Genomic DNA, 18,694 nt, shown 5'->3' with positions numbered 1-18,694 from the left:
AAGCATGTAAATCCCACCCCACGATTTTCATTAATCACGACAACCCATACCCATCAGCGACACACCTTGCCTCTCCACGAAAATTACTTTCATGCGGTTTGAAATCTCTGCCTCGAAATGATTTATGAGTTTCACAACCCATTCGAACGTGACCCTTTCGAGGAGTACCGCATGACGCCTTCTTTCGGCTATTGGCTGCTGGTGTATGCCGCCGTCGCCATCATCGCGCTGATCGTGTTGATCGCCCGTTACCGGCTCAATCCGTTCATCGTCATCACCCTGATTTCGATTGGCTTGGCGCTGGTTGCCGGCATGCCGCCGTCAGGCGTGGTGGGGGCTTACGAGGCCGGGGTCGGCAAGACGCTAGGGCATATTGCGCTGGTGGTGGCGCTGGGGACGATGCTTGGCAAGATGATGGCCGAGTCCGGCGGTGCCGAGCAGATGGCGCGCACCTTGATCGATAAGTTCGGCGAGAACAACGCGCACTGGGCGATGGTCTGCATTGCGTTTCTGGTCGGGTTGCCGCTGTTCTTCGAAGTCGGTTTCGTCTTGCTGGTGCCGATTGCCTTTACCGTGGCGCGGCGTGTCGGCGTTTCGATTTTGATGGTCGGCCTGCCGATGGTCGCCGGCCTGTCGGTGGTGCATGCGCTGGTGCCGCCGCACCCGGCAGCGATGCTCGCGGTGCAGGCGTATCAGGCTTCGGTCGGGCAGACCTTGCTCTACGCGATCGCCATCGGCATCCCGACTGCGATCATCGCCGGCCCGCTGTACGCCAGATTCATCGTGCCGCGCATTCAATTGCCGGCGGATAACCCGCTGGAAAAACAATTCCTGGACCGCGAGCCACGCGACAAACTGCCCGGTTTCGGCATCACCATGGCAACCATTCTGTTGCCGGTGGTGCTGATGCTGATCGGCGGCTGGGCCAATCTGATTTCCACCCCGGGCAGCGGGTTCAACCAGTTCCTGCTGTTCATCGGTAACTCGGTCATCGCCCTGTTGCTGGCGACCTTGCTGAGCTTCTGGACACTCGGCATCGCCCAAGGCTTCAACCGTGAATCGATCCTCAAGTTCACCAACGAATGCCTCGCGCCAACCGCCAGCATCACCCTGCTGGTCGGTGCCGGCGGTGGCTTGAACCGGATTCTGGTGGACGCTGGCGTGACCGATCAGATCGTCGGCCTCGCCCATGAATTTCATCTGTCGCCGCTGCTCATGGGCTGGCTGTTCGCCGCCTTGATGCGCATCGCCACCGGCTCCGCAACCGTGGCGATGACCACCGCATCCGGTGTGGTTGCGCCGGTGGCCATTGGTCTGGGTTATCCACACCCGGAGTTGCTGGTGCTGGCGACCGGCGCAGGGTCGGTTATCTTTTCCCACGTCAACGACGGCGGCTTTTGGTTGATCAAGGAATACTTCAACATGACCGTCGCGCAGACGTTCAAGACCTGGACGGTACTTGAGACGCTGATCTCGCTGGTCGCTTTCGGCCTGACCGTTGGCCTTTCTTACCTGCTGTAACCGGAGCCCGCCGCCCATGGATATCCTCTACCAGATCCGCGCCCGCCAGGATTCCTTCAGCGCAGGCGAAGGGCGTATCGCCCGGCTGATGCTCGACGACGTCGGTTTCGCCGCCAGCGCCAGCCTCGAAGACCTCGCACAACGCGCCGAAGTCAGCACCGCCACGCTGTCGCGGTTTGCCCGCACAGTTGGTTGTCGCGACCTGCGTGATCTGCGCCTGCAACTGGCCCAGGCCAGCGGCGTCGGCAGCCGTTTCCTCGATCCGGCGGGTACGCCTGAACAGTCGGCGTTCTACGGCCAGATCGTCGGCGATATCGAAACCACGCTGCGCCAGCATCTGGCCGGTTTCGACGAATCGCGCTTCGCCGACGCGGTGAAAATGCTTGGCCAGGCGCGGATGATTCACGCGTTCGGCATGGGCGGATGCTCGACCCTGTGCAGCGATGAATTGCAGGTGCGCCTGGTGCGTCTCGGCTACCCGATTGCGGTGTGTCATGACGCAGTGATGATGCGCGTCACCGCGGCCAGCCTGAATGCCGAGCATGTAGTCATCGTCTGCTCATTGACCGGCATCACCCCGGAGCTGCTGGAAACGGTCGAACTGGCGCGCAATTACGGCGCGCGCATCCTCGCCATCACCCGCGCCGATTCGCCGCTGGCCGAGCTGGCGGATATCGTCCTGCCGCTGCAAGGCGCGGAAACCTCGTTCATCTACAAACCGACGGCGGCGCGCTACGGCATGCTGCTGGCCATCGACGTGCTCGCCACCGAGCTGGCGCTGGCCAGTCCGGAAGACAATCAAGAACGTCTACGGCGGATCAAACTCGCCCTCGACGAATACCGTGGCGGCGACGATCACCTGCCGCTGGGAGACTGACATGCTGTACGACACGCTGATTCGCAACGCTCTGGTTATCGATGGCAGAAACACCCCCGGCTATGAAGCCGACGTAGCGATTCTCAACGGCCGCATCGAGCGCATCGGTGACCTGCACGACGCCAGCGCCAGGGAAGAAATCGACGCCGCCGGCCGCGTGCTGGCGCCGGGATTCATCGATGTGCACACCCACGACGACACTGTCGTGATTCGCCAACCGCAGATGCTGCCAAAGCTCAGCCAGGGCGTGACCACGGTGATTGTCGGCAACTGCGGAATCAGCGCTTCGCCGGTCACCTTAAAGGGCGATCCGCCGGACCCGATGAACCTGCTCGGCACTCAAGCCGCGTTCGTTTACCCACGCTTCAGCGATTACCGCGCGGCGGTGGAAGCGGCAAACACCACGTTGAACGTCGCCGCACTGGTCGGCCACACGGCGCTGCGCAGCAATCACCTCAACGACCTGTTTCGCACCGCAACGGCGGACGAAATTGCGGCGATGCGCGAGCAGTTGCGCGAAAGCCTGGAGGCCGGTGCCTTGGGTTTATCCACAGGTCTGGCCTACGCCAGCGCCAACAACGCCTCGACCGATGAGGTCATGCAGCTGACCGAAGAACTGACGGCATTCGGTGCGGTTTACACCACCCATTTGCGCAGCGAATTCGCCCCGGTGCTCGAAGCCATGGACGAGGCGTTTCAGATTGGCCGTCATGCGCAATCACCGGTGATCATTTCCCACCTCAAATGCGCCGGTGTCGGCAATTGGGGGCGCAGTCCGCAACTGCTGGCGGCGCTGGAAGATGCGGCAAAAAACCACCCGGTCGGCTGCGATTGTTATCCCTACGCGGCGAGTTCTTCGACCCTGGATCTCAAGCAAGTCACCGATGCCCACCGCATCACCATCACCTGGTCGACACCGCACCCGCAAGTCAGCGGTCGCGACCTGATCGACATAGCCGCCGAATGGAATCTGCCGCTGCTCGACGCCGCGAAACGACTGCAGCCGGCAGGCGCGGTGTACTACGGCATGGACGAGGCCGATGTCAGAAGAATCCTTGCTCATCCACTGTCCATGGTCGGCTCTGACGGCCTGCCCGAAGACCCGTTCCCGCATCCGCGCCTGTGGGGCGCTTTCCCACGGGTGCTGGGGCATTTCAGTCGCGACGTCGGCCTGTTTGCGCTGCACACCGCGGTGCACAAGATGACCGGCCTGTCGGCAGCGCGCTTTGGCCTGAAAGAGCGGGGTGAAATCCGCGAAGGCTATTGGGCGGATCTGGTGTTGTTCGACCCGGCGACGGTGCGCGACGTCGCCGATTTCAACGACCCGCAACGGCCGGCGCAGGGCATTGACGGGGTGTGGATCAACGGCGTGTTGAGCTATCAACAGGGCCAGGCCAATGGCCGTCGGGCAGGGCGGTTTCTTGCGCGACAGGGTGATCTGCGCGACAACTTTCGTTGACGATTCGTGGTTTGCGTCACAGTGATGGCACAACGCGACTAAAGAAAGCCGGCAGCAGGCCGACTTGCTGACATCCACCCCGTCTACACTGCGGGGCCAATCAGTCAGGGAGCACCCCATGAGCTTCGGCAAAACCACCCCGATCCTGCGGATCTTCGATGAAGCCAAAGCTGTTGAGTTCTACGTCGATTTTCTCGGTTTCAAGATCGACTGGCAGCATCGCTTCGAAGCGAATTTTCCGCTGTATCTGCAGGTGTCGCGCGGCGAGTGTGTGCTGCATTTGTCCGAGCATCACGGCGACGCGTGCCCGGGTTCGGCGCTGCGCATCGAGACCGATGAGCTGGAGGTTTTTCAGCAACAATTGATCGCCAAGGACTACACGTTTTCACACCCGCAGATTCAGGCGATGCCGTGGGGCAGCCAGGACATGACGATTGCCGATCCGTTTGGCAATCGGCTGGTGTTTACCAATGCGATCAGTCTCTGACGCGGGAAAAAAGCCCCTCATCGGAACGCCGCCCGCCTAGCCCTCCCGAAACGTCGGACCGCCCAGAGGGAGAGGGGACTGACCGATGTGTCTTGCGCTATACACCGACCTGAAAAATCGAGTCGATTATGGATTCAGACGCGCGAACAACCCATTTCAACTGTGGGAGCGAGCCCGCTCGCGAAGAGGCCCGACCAATCACCGCCGATGCACCTGCCGAAACTCCCCCGGCGGCATCCCCCGTCGGCTCTTGAACGCCCGGTGAAATGACCGAGGTTCGGTAAACCCCAGATACTGCGCAATCTCCTGAATCGGCAAATCACTGTTGAGCAAATAATGCTCCGCCAGTTCCTGACGCAAATCATCCAGCACCTGCTGATACGACGTCCCCGCCTGCTGCAATTGCCGCTGCAAGGTGCGCAGCGACACATTCAGTCGCTCCGCCACTTGCTCCTTGCGCGGCAAGCCCTGCTTGAGCAAACCGCGCAGAATGTTTTTCACCTGCTGCGCCAGCGGCGCGTCCTCCAGTGTCGCCAGCAAGCCCAGCGCGTGTTCCTCCAGCGTGCGCAACAACTGCGCATCGGCCTGACGCAACGGCAATTGCAGATAGGCCAGCGGCACGATCAACGCCGAATAAGGCTGATCGAACAACACCGGGCAACCGAAGAAGCTCTGGTATTGCGCCGGCGTCACCTCGGCCGGGCAGGAGTGTTCCAGCCAGACAGCGGCCGGCGACAGCTGCGTGTCGGCAATCCAGCGCGCATAGTGCAGCCACGAACCGAGCACGTTTTCCACCAGATGCCGACGGATTCGCGGGCGCTGATGACGGCAATCCCAGATCAAATGCACCTGCTCGTCGCGCATTTCGGTGCGGCTGACGCCCATGTCGCCCACCAGTTTTTCAAACGGCATGATCCGGCTCATCGCATCGCCCAGCGTCGCGCAGTTCATGGTGATGTAACCGAGCACGCTCCAGGAATTGGGCAGGACGAAATTCGCCGCGTTGAGACCAAACAGCGGATCGCCGGAATGCTCACAGAAATAGTCGAGCAAACGCTCATGCGCCTCGCCCGGCAAGCGCAAGCTGTTGTCGCTCAACTGCTGCGCCTGCAACCCGGCCGCCGCCAGCGCCGGCTCGATGGCCATGCCCAGTTGCTCGGCATGGCGCAGGTACTTGAGCAGCGGCGGAACCGAAGTGAAACCGAGCGATTGCATGATCGCGTTCCTTTGAGCAACGCCTGAGCGAAGGGATGGCCGAAAGGTACGGTGAAACCCCGGCGAAAGTAAATGACCGTATCTGGCACGCCGGCTGACTCAATTGGCTACCCGGATTGGCCGGATACGACCGTGACACTTCGGCGCCGCTGACTAGTATGAGGACTTGAAGCCGCACTGATTCGACGGCCCATAAGGACACACGCATGCGACGCTGGAATGGCTGGGGAGACGCAACCACGGTGGTCGAGTTGCCGGCGCAGGGCGCAAGTTTTCTTGTGCAGCGAGTGGGCGAGGGCCGCGCGCTGCCCGACGCCTCGCTGGACACCGCGCTGGCCCGGGTGCCCGCCTCGCGGTTGCCGGCGCACGCTTTGTACAGCATCGAAGCCCATGAGCGTTTGCTGCATGCGCGCGGCCAGAGTCTGCCGGACTGGCTGGCACTGCGCGAAGGCACGCTGGGCGTTTATCCCGACGCCGTGGCATTTCCGGAGAGCGCCGCCGCCATTCGCCAATTGCTGAAGCTGGCCGAGGAGCAGGACGTGTGCCTGATCCCTTACGGCGGCGGCACGTCGGTGGCCGGCCATATCAATCCGCCGATTTCTGCACGGCCAGTACTGACCGTTTCACTGGCGCGGATGAATCGCTTGACCGACCTCGACGAACAGAGCCTGCTGGCGACGTTCGGCCCCGGTGCGAGCGGCCCGCAGGTCGAGAGTCAGTTGCGTGCGCGCGGCTATACCCTGGGGCATTTTCCGCAGTCGTGGGAGCTGTCGACGTTGGGCGGTTGGGTCGCCAGTCGCTCGAGTGGCCAGCAGTCGTTGCGCTATGGGCGCATCGAGCAATTGTTTGCCGGCGGAACGTTGGAGACCTTCGCCGGGCCGCTGCAAATTCCCACTTTCCCCGCTTCGGCAGCCGGCCCGGATCTGCGTGAAATCGTCCTCGGTTGCGAGGGCCGGTTCGGGATCATTTCCGAGGTCAAGGTGCGCGTCAGTGCGCTGCCCGCCGATGAGCGTTTTTACGGAGTATTTTTGCCGGACTGGGCGCAGGCACTTGGCGCCATTCGCCAACTGGCCCAGGCGCGCGTGCCGCTGTCGATGCTGCGCCTTTCCAACGCGGTGGAAACCGAAACGCAATTGGCCCTGGCCGGTCATCCGCAACAGATCGCCTGGCTGGAAAAGTACCTGAGCCTGCGCGGTGCGGGGACTGGCAAATGCCTGCTGACCTTCGGCGTGACCGGCAATCGTCAGCAAAACGCGCTGTCGTTGCGCCAGGCACGCCATCATCTCAAGACGTTCGGCGGTGTGTTCACCGGCACTTTGCTTGGCAAGAAATGGGCGCAGAACCGCTTCCGTTTCCCCTACCTGCGCGAGAACCTGTGGAACGCCGGTTACGTCGTCGACACCCTCGAAACCGCGACCGACTGGAGCAACGTCGATAACCTGCTCAACCTCATCGAGACCAGCCTGCGCGACGCCTTGGCCGCTGAAGGCGAGCGTGTGCATGTGTTCACCCACCTGTCCCACGTTTACGGTGAAGGCTCGAGCATCTACACCACTTACGTGTTTCGCCCGGCGGCGGATTACCCGGCGACACTGGCGCGCTGGCAGGCGCTCAAACATGCGGCCAGTCAAACCATCGTCGCCAACCGCGGCACCATCAGCCATCAGCACGGCGTCGGCAAGGACCACGCGCCGTACCTGCTGCGCGAGAAGGGCGCGCTGGCGCTAGAAACCTTGCAGGCGTTGAGCAGACATTTCGATCCGGCCGGGCGCCTCAATCCCGGCACGTTGCTGGCGGAGTGAGCGCCATGCGTGAGGACTGGAACGCCGCGTGGCGCGAACAAATGCTGCCAACCCTGGCGGACGAACGCTGGGATCTGATCGTGATCGGCGGCGGCATCAGCGGTGCGGGAATTGTGCGTGAAGCGGCGCGGCGTGGCTGGCGCTGTCTGTTGCTGGAGCAGCGGGATTTTGCCTGGGGCACCTCCAGTCGTTCTTCGAAAATGGTTCATGGCGGTTTGCGCTACATCGCCAAGGGCCAGTGGCGCCTGACCCGCGATTCGGTGCGCGAGCGTCAGCGCCTGCTCGACGAGGCGCCGGGGCTGGTGGAACCGATGAGTTTCCTGATGCCGCACTATCGCGGCGGCTTTCCCGGCCCGCGTGTGCTCGGTGGCTTGCTGAGTGTCTACGACGCCTTGGCCGGGCGCCGCAGCCATCGTTTCCATGACGCGCAGCAGTTGCGTTTTATCGCGCCGGGGCTAAAGGAAAATGACCTTGTCGGCGGCACCAGTTTCGTCGATGCACTGACCGACGATGCCCGACTGGTGATGCGCGTACTGCGTGAGGCGCGCGCCGATGGCGCGGTGGTGCTCAACGGCCTGCGCGTGATGCAGATGCTGCGTGAAGACGGGCGGGTGTGTGGCGTTGAAGTGGCAGATGGCGAATCGGGCAAAACGATGCAATTGCGCTGCGCTGTGCTCGCAATGGCCACGGGGGCGTGGGTCGAGCGCCTGCGCCCAAGCGATTCACCACGGCAATTGCGCCCGTTGCGCGGCAGTCATCTGCTGCTGCCGGGCTGGCGCTTGTCGGTGGCGCAGGCGCTGACCTTCCTGCATGCGCGCGATCGCCGGCCGGTGTTCGTTTTCCCGTGGGAAGGCGCGACGGTCATCGGTACCACCGACCTTGATCATCGTGAAGATCTCGATCAGAGCGCGAGCATCAGCGGCGCAGAACTCGACTACCTGCTGGCCGCTTGCACGCAAGCCTTTCCCGCTGCCGAAGTGACGGCGGCGGATGTGTTGTCGACCTGGTCGGGCGTACGTCCGGTGGTCGGCGCTGCCGGTGCGCATCAGGACAAACCGTCGAACGAAACCCGTGAACATGTGCTGTGGCAGGAGCCGGGCTGCGTCACCTTGGCCGGCGGCAAACTGACCACGTTTCGCCCGCAAGCGATTGAAGTGCTCAAGGCCTGCGCCGTCATGCTCGGTCGTCCTTTCGAGGATGACGCCGCACCGGTGTTCGCTGCGGTGCAACCATTGCCTATTCCCGGGCTGAGTCCGCAGCAATGGCGGCGCCTGGCCGGGCGCCATGGTCGTGATCTGCCGAGGCTGGCGCAACTGATTGCCGAAGTCGGGCCGGAGACGGTCGGCGCCACGGATACGTTGTGGGCGGAACTGGCGTTTGCCTGCGAGGCGGAAATGGTCCTGCATCTGGATGATCTGCTGCTGCGTCGCAGCCGTCTCGGGCTGTTGCTGGCGCGCGGTGGCGAGGAGCATTTCGGCGCGATCCGCACGTTTTGCCAGCCGCGCCTGGCCTGGAGCGACGAGCGCTGGCAGGCGGAAATTCAGCGTTATCGTTTGCTGTGGCAACGCGATCATGGCTTGCCGGAGGTCACGCCATGACGGCTCAAAAATACCTGCTGGCGATCGACAACGGCACCCAGAGCGTGCGCGCGCTGCTGTTCGATCTGCAGGGCAATCTGCTCGGCAAGGGCAAGGTCGAGTTGCAAGCGTATTACTCGACCCAACCGGGCTGGGCCGAGCAGGACCCGGAATATTACTGGGCGAAACTAGGTGAGGCCTGTCAGCAAGTCTGGCAGCAGAGCGGGATTGATCGTTCGCAGATCGCCGGCGTTTCCCTGACCACCCAGCGCGGCACGGTGATCAATCTCGATGCCGACGGCAAGCCATTGCGCCCGGCGATTGTCTGGCTTGATCAGCGTCAGAGCGAAGTTGCTGGCGGCATCAAAGGACCGTGGGGCTGGCTGCTCAAACTGGTCGGCGCCAAAGCCACCGTCGACTATTTTCGCGCCCAGGCCGAGGCCAACTGGATTGCCCGGCATCAGCCGCAGGTCTGGGCAGCGACTGACAAGTTTTTGCTGCTGTCGGGGTTTCTCAGCTATCGACTCTGCGGGCGCTTTGTCGACTCGGTGGGCTGCTGCGTCGGCTATCTGCCGTTCGATTTCAAACGGCTGAAATGGGCGGCGCCGCGTGACTGGAAATGGCAGGCGCTGGCGGTGCGTCCCGAGCAGTTGCCGAGCCTGCACAAGCCCGGCGAAACCCTCGGCCACATCAGCGCCGAAGCCAGCCGTCACACCGGGATTCCCGAAGGCTTGCCGCTGATCGCTGCGGGTGCCGACAAGGCCTGCGAAGTGCTCGGTGCCGGCGTGGTCGACGCGAGTACCGTGTGCCTGTCCTACGGCACTACGGCGACCATCACCAGCACCCGTTCACGCTACCTGGAAATCGTCCCGCTGATCCCGCCGTACCCTGCGGCGGTGCCCGATCGGTACAACTGCGAAGTGATGATCTACCGCGGCTACTGGATGGTCAGCTGGTTCAAAAACGAATTCGGCCTGCGCGAAATGCAGCAGGCGCAAGAGCAGGGCATCGAGCCCGAGCAACTGTTCGACGCCCTGGTCAATGCGGTGCCGCCGGGGTCGATGGGTTTGATGCTGCAACCCTACTGGTCACCGGGCATTCGCGAACCGGGCGTGGAAGCCAAAGGCGCGATGATCGGCTTCGGCGACGTGCACACCCGCGCGCATATCTACCGGGCGATTCTCGAGGGCGTGGCCTATGCGCTGCGCCAGGGCATGGAGAACATCGAGAAACGCTCCAAGGTCTCGATCAAGCGCCTGCGCGTGGCCGGGGGCGGATCGCAAAGTGATGCGGCGATGCAACTGACCGCCAACATCTTCGGCCTGCCGGCCGAGCGCCCGCATGTCTACGAAGCCTCCGGCCTCGGCGCCGCTATCTGCTGCGCAGTCGGCCTGGGCCTGCACCCCGACTTCCCCTGCGCCATCGCCGCAATGACCCGAGTTGGCACGGTGTTCACTCCACAACCTGAAGCGCAGCAGGTTTATCAGCGACTGTATGCGGAGGTGTATCTGCGCATGTATCGGCAGCTTAAACCGCTGTATCAGAGCATTCGGGAAATTACTGGGTATCCGGCGTGAAACCGCTGAATGTGGACGACTCAAAAACTGTGGGAGCCTGCTCGCGAAAGCGGTACGTCAGTCACAGTCTATTTCAATACCCTGCGTTTCGATTACGCCCTTCATGCTAGCCTTCGATTCAACTGCATTCAGGGCGGAGCGCATCGTGAACAGTTTGACCATTAACAATATCGATTCCTGGCTTTATGAAGCGCTGAGGGTTGAGGCAGATCTGCAGGGGCGTTCGATTGTGGAACAGGCATGCGTGATTTTAAAAGGTGCGCTTGAGCATACTCAAAACATCGACGGTCTGGGCACGCGAATTCATGAGCGGTTTAAAGACGTGAGTGGGATTGAACTGGATTTGCCTGTGCGGTGAAGGGCGGTGAGTTTTTTGAATGGCTGGAGATCAGCAGCACCCGTCGTTACGCTATCGCGAGCAGGCTCGCTCCCACAGGTATCGAGGCGTAAGCAACATCTATGGATGACTCAAAACTGTGGGAGCGAGCCTGCTCGCGAAAGCGGTGTCAGCCAACATCGAATCGCCTGACACAACGCCATCGCGGGCAAGCCCGCTCCCACAGGTATCGAGGCGAACACATCATCTGTGAACGACCCAAAAAACTGTGGAGCGAGCCTGCTTGCGAAAGCGGTGTCAGCCAACATCGAATCGCCTGACACAACGCCATCGCGGGCAAGCCCGCTCCCACAGGTATCGAGGCGAACACATCATCTGTGAACGACCCAAAAAACTGTGGGAGCGAGCCTGCTCGCGAAAGCGGTGTCAGCCAACATCGAATCGCCTGACACAACGCCATCGCGGGCAAGCCCGCTCCCACAGGTATCGAGGCGAACACATCATCTGTGAACGACCCAAAAAACTGTGGAGCGAGCCTGCTTGCGAAAGCGGTGTCAGCCAACATCGAATTGCCTGACACAACGCCATCGCGGGCAAGCCCGCTCCCACAGGTATCGAGGCGAACACATCATCTGTGAACGACCCAAAAAACTGTGGGAGCGGGCTTGCCCGCGATTGGGTTTTGGCTTCAGCGCAAAATGAGCATCAAACGCGGAAGTGGCTGACCATCTGCTGCAACTGACCACCCAGACGCGCCAGTTCAACGCTCGACGCGGCGGTTTCATCACTCGCTGCGGCGGTCTGCTCAGACACATCGCGTACGTTGATGATGCTGCGGCTGATCTCTTCGGCCACGGCGCTTTGCTGTTCGGCAGCGGCAGCGATCTGCTGGTTCATCGACTGGATGTTCGACACCGTGCGGGTGATGTTTTCCAGCGACGCACCGGCCTTGCGGGTCAGGGCGACGCTGCTGTCGGTCAGTGCGCGGCTGTTGTTCATCACCGCGGACACTTGCTGAGTGCCGTTCTGCAGACCGGCAACCAGGCCTTCGATTTCCTCGGTGGACTTCTGCGTACGCTGAGCCAGACCACGGACCTCATCGGCAACCACAGCAAAACCACGACCGGCCTCACCGGCGCGCGCGGCTTCGATGGCGGCGTTCAGCGCCAGCAGGTTGGTCTGTTCAGCCACGGCTTTGATCACGTCCATGACGCTGCCGATCTTGTCGCTTTCCTGTTGCAGCACGCTCATCGCTTCGGTCGAACGCACCACTTCAGTGGCCAGACGCTCAATCTGCGCGATGGCTTCGTTCACCACCTTGTCGCCTTCACGGGCTTCACCGTCTGCCGCCGCAGCAGCTTGCGAAGCTTCTTCAGCGTTGCGCGCAACTTCCTGCACCGTGGCAGTCATCTCGTGCATGGCAGTGGCGACCTGATCGGTCTCGACCTTCTGGCTGTTCACGCCAGCACTGGTCTGCTCGGTCACGGCCGACAGTTCTTCAGCCGCGCTGGCGATCTGGGTGACGCCATCGCGGATGCCGCTGATCAAATCGCGCAGGGTCACGCCCATGCGTGCAATGCCCTGTTGCAGTACGCCGAGTTCGTCGCGACGCGTGACAGTCACGTTCTGAGTCAGATCGCCACTGGCGATGCGCTCGACCACGGCCAATGTTTCTTGCAGCGGACGGGTGATCTGGCGGGTGATGATCACCGCAGCAATCACGCCCACCAGCAGCGCCAGCAGCGTGCTGATCAACTGGAAGGTGCGGGCCTGAGCACTTTCGACGTCACGACGGTCGAGCTGAATCTGATACAGCTGCTCGCTCAGGGACACGATGGTGGTGCCCTGGTCAGTCATTTCCTTACGCGCCTGCACCGCTTCGCTGGTAGCATTCTTGAACGCCATCAGCGAGCTGCGGTAGTTAACCAGCGCGGTCTCCAGCTGACGCAGCGCGTCTTGCTGAGTCGACGCAAAATAGCTGTTCAGTGGCTTGAGGCTGGCAAGCGCCGCATCGATCTGGCCGACGGCTTTCTGCTCGGTTTCGGCATTGCTGGTGGCGGTGTAGCCGCGCACTTCGTAGCGCGCGAGGATGAACGCTTCCTTGGCCGCCGTGACCGCCTGGAACTGTTCGAAACGCTGTTCGCTCAATTCCATCTGCTGCACACGCTGGCTGATCGATTCGATCAAATCGTACGCGCTCGCGGCGCTGGCGCTCATGCTGTCGCGGGCGCTGTTGCCGGTGCGATAGGCGTTGCGCATCTTGTTCAGCGAAGTCTGGTATTCGGCAATGGTCGCAGCCTGCTGTTTAAGCAGTTTGACGTTTTCCGGGCTCTTGAATTTGCTGATCAGCGCCTGCTGCTGAGCGGCGAAACCGTCGAGGGTGGTCTGCACGTTCTGCGCGGCGGTTTCGTCGCCATTGGTCAGCATGTATTGCAGGCGCACCACGCGCAGTTTGGTCAGGCCGCTGTTGAGCTGGGTGATATCGCTCATCCAGTTACTGCGGTCGATCAGCCCGCCGAGGCTGGTCCAGCCGGTCAGGGCCAATACGCACGTCAGGGCCAGCACCAGGCCGAAGCCCAGGCCCAGTTTCATGTTCACGCTGATGTTGCCGAACCAGCTATTCATCAATAATCCTCCAGAAACGTTGGGTTTCTTGGTCGTCAGTTAAGCTGGAAGATTGTTGTTCTTTTGAGCCAGCAGGGGTGTAAGCAGGACTGTATCGGCCGCAAAACCGAGAGCTGAAAGGTTTTTTGTCCTGTGGCACGCGACACCCGCCGCCAAGACTTTTTTCACATGGGTTTCACTGGCTGCGCACACCGGGCTCTGTAGCTTCGCCGCATCGAATGACAGCAGATGCATTGCGGCGAGGCGGCTTTTTGTGGAATTGAGACTGAACCTGTTCGGCGTCAAACGCGCGATCGATCTGCGCGTACTGGCGCGCTTTCGCGACACCTGGGTGGTGCTGGCGGCATCCATATTGGTCATCCCGCTGACCCTGTGGTTGCTGGCGCCGACAGCGGTGCCGGACCTGGCACATGGCAACGTCGCCGGCGCGCAGGCATTGGCGCAGGACTGGGCCCAGGGCAACGTGATCGCCCTGGTGCGCCACGTCGAGCGCTGCGATCACTCCCGAGCGCAATGCCTGAGCGGGCATGACGGCATCACCGAGCGCTCGCGCAGTGTCGCCGTCGCCGTCGGTGCGCGTTTCGAGCAACTGGGTTTGAGCAACGCCGACATCTATAACAGCCCGTCAATGCGCACCGTGCAGACCGCCGGCTACATGTTCAACCACGCCGCCAGCGGTGATGACTGGCTGATCAACTGCCGCGGACGGATGCTGCAAGACGCGCTGGCGCACAAAGTGCCGGGCCGCAATCTGATCCTGGTGACGCACAGCGAGTGCATGGCGCAAATTGAAAAAGACTTGAAAGTACCGACCTCAAACCCAGATTACGGCGCGTCTCTGTTCGTTTCTGCTGCCAACACCGCCGCGCCAAAAATGCTCGGTTTTATCGAAGCCTCCGACTGGCGCACGGTGACCACCCGATGAAATCTCGTTTCTACGCATTCAACTTCGGCACTCCGCTGCTCTGCGCAGCGCTGGTGTTCCTGATGTTCGATATGACCTCTATCGACATCGCGATCAGCAATCTACTGTTCGATCCGCAGACCCAGACGTTCCCGATCGACAAGATCCACTTCTTCGAAAAGCTCACCCACAAATGGGCGCGGATCATTCCCGACTGGACGGCAGAAATCGCCCTGATCGGTGCGCTGCTCTCAGTGATCTGGCCGCTCACCAACCCGCAAAAGCGCCCACGCCTCGGCGCATTTCTGCAACGCAGCAAAGTCGCACCACTGCTGCGATTCTGCGCAGAACACCGTAGGGATTTTCTCTTTGTCGTGGTCGCTTTTGCGGTGTGCACCGGGGTGATCCATTTCCTCAAATCCCATACCAGCGTGTACTGCCCGATCGAAACCACCTTGTACGGCGGAAAGATGCCGCACATCGAGTGGTACCAGAACTTTCAGCTGTTTCATGAGGCAGGCAGTGGTCGGTGCTGGCCGGGTGGTCACGCGTCGGGTGGCTTCACCATGCTGGCGCTGTACTTCGTCGCGCGCCGCTATCAGTGGCGTTTGTCCAAAGCCATCCTGTGGGGCTCGCTGCTGCTGGGATTCATCTATGGCACCACCCGCGTCCTGCAAGGCTGGCACTACATGTCCCACACGCTGTGGGCGGGCATCTTCGTCTGGCTCGCCTGTTTACTCACAGCGCTGGCCTTCTATGGATGGGCGCGGTTGGCGTTGCCGGTTTTGAGCCGGCGTGAACAAACACTCAGCCGAGTCGCCGCGACCAGCGCTTGTCCGGCGTTTCGAACAGCGGATTGACCAACGCCGTCAGTACGTGATCCTGCCAGCGCCCGGCAATGTTCAGGTACGCCTTGGCGTAGCCTTCCTTCTCGAAACCCAAACGCTCAAGCAGCCGCGCACTGCGCTCGTTGCCGGGAATGTAGTTGGCCATGATCCGGTGCAGATTCTGCGTATCGAACATGTAGCTGATGCCCGCCTCCAGTGCCTCGGCCATCAAGCCTTGGCCCTGATGTTTTTCATCCAGGTGATAACCGAGATAACACGCCTGAAATGCCCCGCGAATCAGCCCACTGAAATTGCACGCGCCGATCATCTGCTGACCGTCCAGCGTCAACAGCGCGAAATGCATCGCCAGCCCGGCCTCGAAGGCACTGGCCTGAATGTCGAGGCGCCGACGAATCTGCTCGGTGGAAAAATACTCAGTCGTACGAATCGGCGACCACGGCGCGAGATGACGCTGATTGCGTTGATAGAACGCGCTTTCCAGCTCAGCCTGATCCGGATCGAGAATCGCAAGCGTCAGGCGCTCGCAGGGCAAGGTCAACAGCGGCATCGGACGCTCCGGAGCGAGGAATCTGCTCGCAGGGTCGCGCAATCACCGGATGACGGCAAGTCGTGGTGTGAAAGAGACTTTCTTGCAGGCAAAAAAAAGCCCGCAGGAGCGCGGGCGAACCGTAGTTTCTTGAATGAGCGAGAGGACTTTACAAGGGTTGGCCGCGCAGGAGCAGTGAATAAAAATTCATCTCGATGGGTGGCTGACAACGCGGTCCCCAGGCTTTGGAAATTAGCGCGCCTTACCGGCTCAATGGCGGGTTTCCGGCCCGGCAGCCGACGGATCAAGATTGTCCCGCGCCCGGCAAACCAGCATCTCCGCCATCGCACTCAACTGCTTGATCGCCACCGCCACATGATATTTCGAACCGTCGAACTCATCGGCAAACGTGGCGCTGATGGCCACGAGGGAATCGAGAATCTCGCTGGCATGGTTGAGCAAGGTCAGCGTGTCGACATCGTCACGCACCCTGATCAATTGATTGAGCGGCAATGCTCGCCGGCGGATTGGCGCTTCGGGGCGTGGGGTGGCAGTGGAGGGGGTGACAGGACTGGCGGTCAGCGCATCGGCCGAGGTCGGGCCAACCAGCGTGAGCCGGGTGATTTTCTTCATGATGGAGCTCCGTGGGTGAACATGCACAGCGATTCAACTGCCAGACCGTCCGCTGGATGGCAGGAGTGGAGGAGGGTAACGGCGGGGGGGAGGGAGTGCTAGTTCATGAGAGTCGACGCGGGTTGAGGGAAAAGTCCTAGGATGGTTTTTTTGTAGGAAAGGGGAGCGAGACATTGCAGCCCCCAAAAACGCGCATGGCGGAATTTTGATAGTACCCGTCGAGTTGACGGGAGCGACGAAACACTGCCGCCGATTATTGTCTTTCGCACAAAAGCAGGAAGCGCTAATCATGCTGCCGTTGATCAAAAGAACCGACAGTCACGTTCATTTTTTTACTTCGCAAGACCTGCGCCGGGTGTCCGGTTCGCGGCCCTATGCATTACCTGAGCCGCACTCGCTGACGGCTTATCTGGACAAGTTGATTGATGCCGGTATTGCACCGACGCTTCTTAACAACGTCCATTTAAGTATCTTGCCGGACTCGGAAAACGTATTCGCCTCATTTGCTGAACTCAAGAATCTCCAGGCGGCCGACCCTCAGCGCTACGGGGGCGTCACGTTAGTGGGGACGATCAAGGCAGAACCTGCCTATGCCACTCACGAACGCCTTTCGCACCCTCAAATAGTGGGCGCGCGGATCGTTCTGCACGATGCACCGCCGGAAAAAGTTTCCATCAGGCAATACAGCGATGGGCAGTGGTCGGCTTTCTACAGCCGCCTGCAACCGCACCAGCATCTGCACATCTATGCACAGGAAGCCGAGACGAATCTGCGGGTATTACGCCAGATCCCTCGCGCTGTGAAGGTCGTGATCGATCATCTGGGCACTTGTCACCGTGAGCGTGACAGCACCGAGCCGGCTTACATCGCGCTACTTGCCGAAGCCAGGGCCCGCGGAAATGTGTGGTTCAAGGGACCCGGCTATCGCACCTGCATTCAGCCCGAGGAAACAGCTCGCTTCGTGACGCAAATCATCAGCGCCGTCGGCGCGCACAAGATCGTTCTTGAAGCAACGGATGCGCCGCATGTTGGCACCGACAACAAAGGCGTTGCGTATGCCGATCTGTTTGATCCGCACAGGGCTTTCGATTTTGTCGATGCCGTTGCACTGCATGTTTCCCAAGCGACCCGAATTCCTGTTGGCCAACTTCTGCGAGGAACATTTGGCCGGTTGGTAAGTTGAGCTACGCCCACATTCTCACTTCGAGATCACCCGCAAATGACGACCATTACAACAAGAAGCATCAACTTCAGCGTCAAGTACAACGATGCAACCTTGAGCCTCAAAGGCATGCTGTTTCAGCCAGAACAACACGACGTTGCGTCGCAAAAACTGCCACCGATAATCTTTAACTCCGGCTTCACCGGCGGGGTCACGATGTACGGCCAACTGTTCGGTCGCGCCCTCGCGGCTCTGGGTTATCGCGTCATGACTTATGACGTAGCAGGTTTCTTTTCCAACAAGCACATCCGTAACACCATTGAGTCGGGCGACAAGGTCATCACCCACGTCATTCTCGAAGACCAGAAAGACGAAGTGCTCGGCGCCGTTGCCTGGGCGCGCGAAAACTTCGGTGAGATGCCGGTGGTCGCATCATGGGCGATGGGTTCGGTGGCGAGCCTTGGAGCTGTTGCTGAACTGGCCGCGGACGGCGCTGAACAGATCCGCTTCTGGGTGCCGATGAGCTACACCAACATTCGCGCATTGCAGGCCTTGCGCGCTGATCAGGCGGCGGCTGATGCGGCCATCAAGCAACTCGCCGATGACGCACCGATTCCGCCGTTTGACACCGGCACCGATGAGACCCGACTCGGTTACTACCCGCTGGACCCGGAAACCCAGGCGTATGTTGACCAGCAATTGGGTGGTTACACCGAAGCGGGCGGCGCGGATCGTTGGCCGGGTTGCACCTACGTGACGGCGAAGTCCTACAAGTCCTATGTGCAATACGACCCCGAGCAGTCCATCGAAGGTGCGAACGGCTTCCCGCCGGCGCTGATCATCCACGGCGCCGACAACACCTTGCACATGCCGTCGGAGTCTGTGCGCCTTCATCAGAACTATCCGGGCGATGCCGGCCCGAATGCGCTGATCATTTCGCACATGCAACATGGTCAGCAGAATCAGGCCGGCAATCCGGTGTTTGAGTTGATGATCAAGAGCATCGACGAAGCCATCCGCACGCGATCTTGATCCCGGGCAGCGTTCTGATTTGTCTGCGCACTTCGGTAAAAGCAGTACGCAGTTTCAATCTGGCTGGATGCGTGTCCAACCCCTAACATGGCGGGTCAAAGCCGTTCGCTCA

At 61.0% G+C, this 18,694-nt stretch carries 16 protein-coding genes and 1 pseudogene; 12 read left to right on the top strand and 5 right to left on the bottom strand.

The genetic code is table 11. The annotated features are described in order from the left end of the window. Positions 1-171: 171 nt before the first annotated feature. The 4 genes from J3P93_RS23920 (at position 172) to J3P93_RS23905 (ending at position 4,344) form a co-directional block, all read left to right on the top strand. Positions 172-1,521 carry a GntP family permease gene (locus J3P93_RS23920; protein ID WP_434592561.1) on the top strand — a complete coding sequence of 450 codons (1,350 nt, stop codon included), beginning with the start codon at positions 172-174 and terminating at the stop codon, positions 1,519-1,521. 16 nt (positions 1,522-1,537) lie between these two features. Continuing rightward, positions 1,538-2,398: a MurR/RpiR family transcriptional regulator gene (locus J3P93_RS23915; protein ID WP_434592559.1), complete on the top strand. Its 861-nt coding sequence runs from the start codon at positions 1,538-1,540 to the stop codon at positions 2,396-2,398. A gap of 1 nt (position 2,399) precedes the next feature. After that, positions 2,400-3,857 (top strand): N-acyl-D-amino-acid deacylase family protein, encoded by a 1,458-nt coding sequence (locus J3P93_RS23910; protein WP_434592556.1) that lies wholly within the window; start codon positions 2,400-2,402, stop codon positions 3,855-3,857. Positions 3,858-3,975: 118 nt separating this feature from the next. Further along, positions 3,976-4,344 carry a VOC family protein gene (locus tag J3P93_RS23905; RefSeq protein ID WP_258450572.1) on the top strand — a complete coding sequence of 123 codons (369 nt, stop codon included), beginning with the start codon at positions 3,976-3,978 and terminating at the stop codon, positions 4,342-4,344. Between the two features lie 198 nt (positions 4,345-4,542). On the opposite strand, the gene gliR is transcribed toward J3P93_RS23905, so the two are convergent. Further along, positions 4,543-5,559: an AraC family transcriptional regulator GliR gene (gene gliR, locus J3P93_RS23900; protein ID WP_434592553.1), complete on the bottom strand. Its 1,017-nt coding sequence runs from the start codon at positions 5,557-5,559 to the stop codon at positions 4,543-4,545. A 206-nt stretch (positions 5,560-5,765) separates the two neighbouring features. Here gliR and J3P93_RS23895 point away from each other — a divergent pair, with 206 nt between their 5' ends. From J3P93_RS23895 to J3P93_RS23880, 4 genes are all read left to right on the top strand, one after another. Continuing rightward, positions 5,766-7,361 (top strand): FAD-binding oxidoreductase, encoded by a 1,596-nt coding sequence (locus tag J3P93_RS23895; RefSeq protein WP_434592552.1) that lies wholly within the window; start codon positions 5,766-5,768, stop codon positions 7,359-7,361. Positions 7,362-7,366: 5 nt separating this feature from the next. Beyond that, the gene (locus tag J3P93_RS23890; RefSeq protein ID WP_434592550.1) at positions 7,367-8,959 is read left to right on the top strand and encodes a glycerol-3-phosphate dehydrogenase/oxidase; all 1,593 of its coding nucleotides are present in this window, start codon (positions 7,367-7,369) and stop codon (positions 8,957-8,959) included. Continuing rightward, positions 8,956-10,515, top strand: coding sequence for an FGGY-family carbohydrate kinase (locus tag J3P93_RS23885; protein ID WP_434592549.1), 1,560 nt, complete (start codon positions 8,956-8,958; stop codon positions 10,513-10,515). Before J3P93_RS23890 ends, J3P93_RS23885 begins: the two co-directional genes overlap by 4 nt. Before the next feature lie 145 nt (positions 10,516-10,660). Further along, positions 10,661-10,873 (top strand): FitA-like ribbon-helix-helix domain-containing protein, encoded by a 213-nt coding sequence (locus tag J3P93_RS23880; protein ID WP_434592546.1) that lies wholly within the window; start codon positions 10,661-10,663, stop codon positions 10,871-10,873. Between the two features lie 684 nt (positions 10,874-11,557). On the opposite strand, the gene J3P93_RS23875 is transcribed toward J3P93_RS23880, so the two are convergent. Continuing rightward, complete coding sequence (locus J3P93_RS23875; protein ID WP_434598482.1) at positions 11,558-12,262, bottom strand: methyl-accepting chemotaxis protein; 705 nt, start codon at positions 12,260-12,262, stop codon at positions 11,558-11,560. A gap of 201 nt (positions 12,263-12,463) precedes the next feature. After that, positions 12,464-13,342 (bottom strand): annotated as a pseudogene (locus J3P93_RS23870) (methyl-accepting chemotaxis protein); the annotation flags it as partial. Between the two features lie 388 nt (positions 13,343-13,730). Here J3P93_RS23870 and J3P93_RS23865 point away from each other — a divergent pair. Both J3P93_RS23865 and J3P93_RS23860 read left to right on the top strand, forming a co-directional pair. Further along, a complete protein-coding gene (locus J3P93_RS23865) occupies positions 13,731-14,402 on the top strand; it encodes a histidine phosphatase family protein (RefSeq protein WP_434592544.1) in 672 nt (223 codons plus the stop codon). Further along, a complete protein-coding gene (locus tag J3P93_RS23860) occupies positions 14,399-15,241 on the top strand; it encodes a phosphatase PAP2 family protein (protein WP_434592542.1) in 843 nt (280 codons plus the stop codon). Before J3P93_RS23865 ends, J3P93_RS23860 begins: the two co-directional genes overlap by 4 nt. Here J3P93_RS23860 and rimJ read toward each other — a convergent pair. Together rimJ and J3P93_RS23850 are read right to left on the bottom strand one after the other, a co-directional pair. Then, positions 15,189-15,776: a ribosomal protein S5-alanine N-acetyltransferase gene (gene rimJ, locus J3P93_RS23855; protein WP_203420669.1), complete on the bottom strand. Its 588-nt coding sequence runs from the start codon at positions 15,774-15,776 to the stop codon at positions 15,189-15,191. The two genes, J3P93_RS23860 and rimJ, sit on opposite strands and share 53 nt — an antisense overlap. Positions 15,777-16,025: 249 nt before the next feature. Further along, positions 16,026-16,388: a DUF6124 family protein gene (locus tag J3P93_RS23850; RefSeq protein ID WP_434592539.1), complete on the bottom strand. Its 363-nt coding sequence runs from the start codon at positions 16,386-16,388 to the stop codon at positions 16,026-16,028. A 289-nt stretch (positions 16,389-16,677) separates the two neighbouring features. Here J3P93_RS23850 and J3P93_RS23845 point away from each other — a divergent pair, with 289 nt between their 5' ends. Both J3P93_RS23845 and J3P93_RS23840 read left to right on the top strand, forming a co-directional pair. Beyond that, positions 16,678-17,571, top strand: a complete 894-nt coding sequence (locus J3P93_RS23845; protein WP_434592536.1) for an amidohydrolase family protein — start codon at positions 16,678-16,680, stop codon at positions 17,569-17,571. 36 nt (positions 17,572-17,607) lie between these two features. Then, positions 17,608-18,582 (top strand): alpha/beta hydrolase, encoded by a 975-nt coding sequence (locus J3P93_RS23840; protein ID WP_434592533.1) that lies wholly within the window; start codon positions 17,608-17,610, stop codon positions 18,580-18,582. Positions 18,583-18,694: the final 112 nt, after the last annotated feature.

The sequence above is a fragment of the Pseudomonas sp. R3-57 genome, from assembly GCF_051132065.1.
Lineage (GTDB): Bacteria > Pseudomonadota > Gammaproteobacteria > Pseudomonadales > Pseudomonadaceae > Aquipseudomonas.
This window is presented reverse-complemented; position numbering and strand designations above follow the sequence as displayed.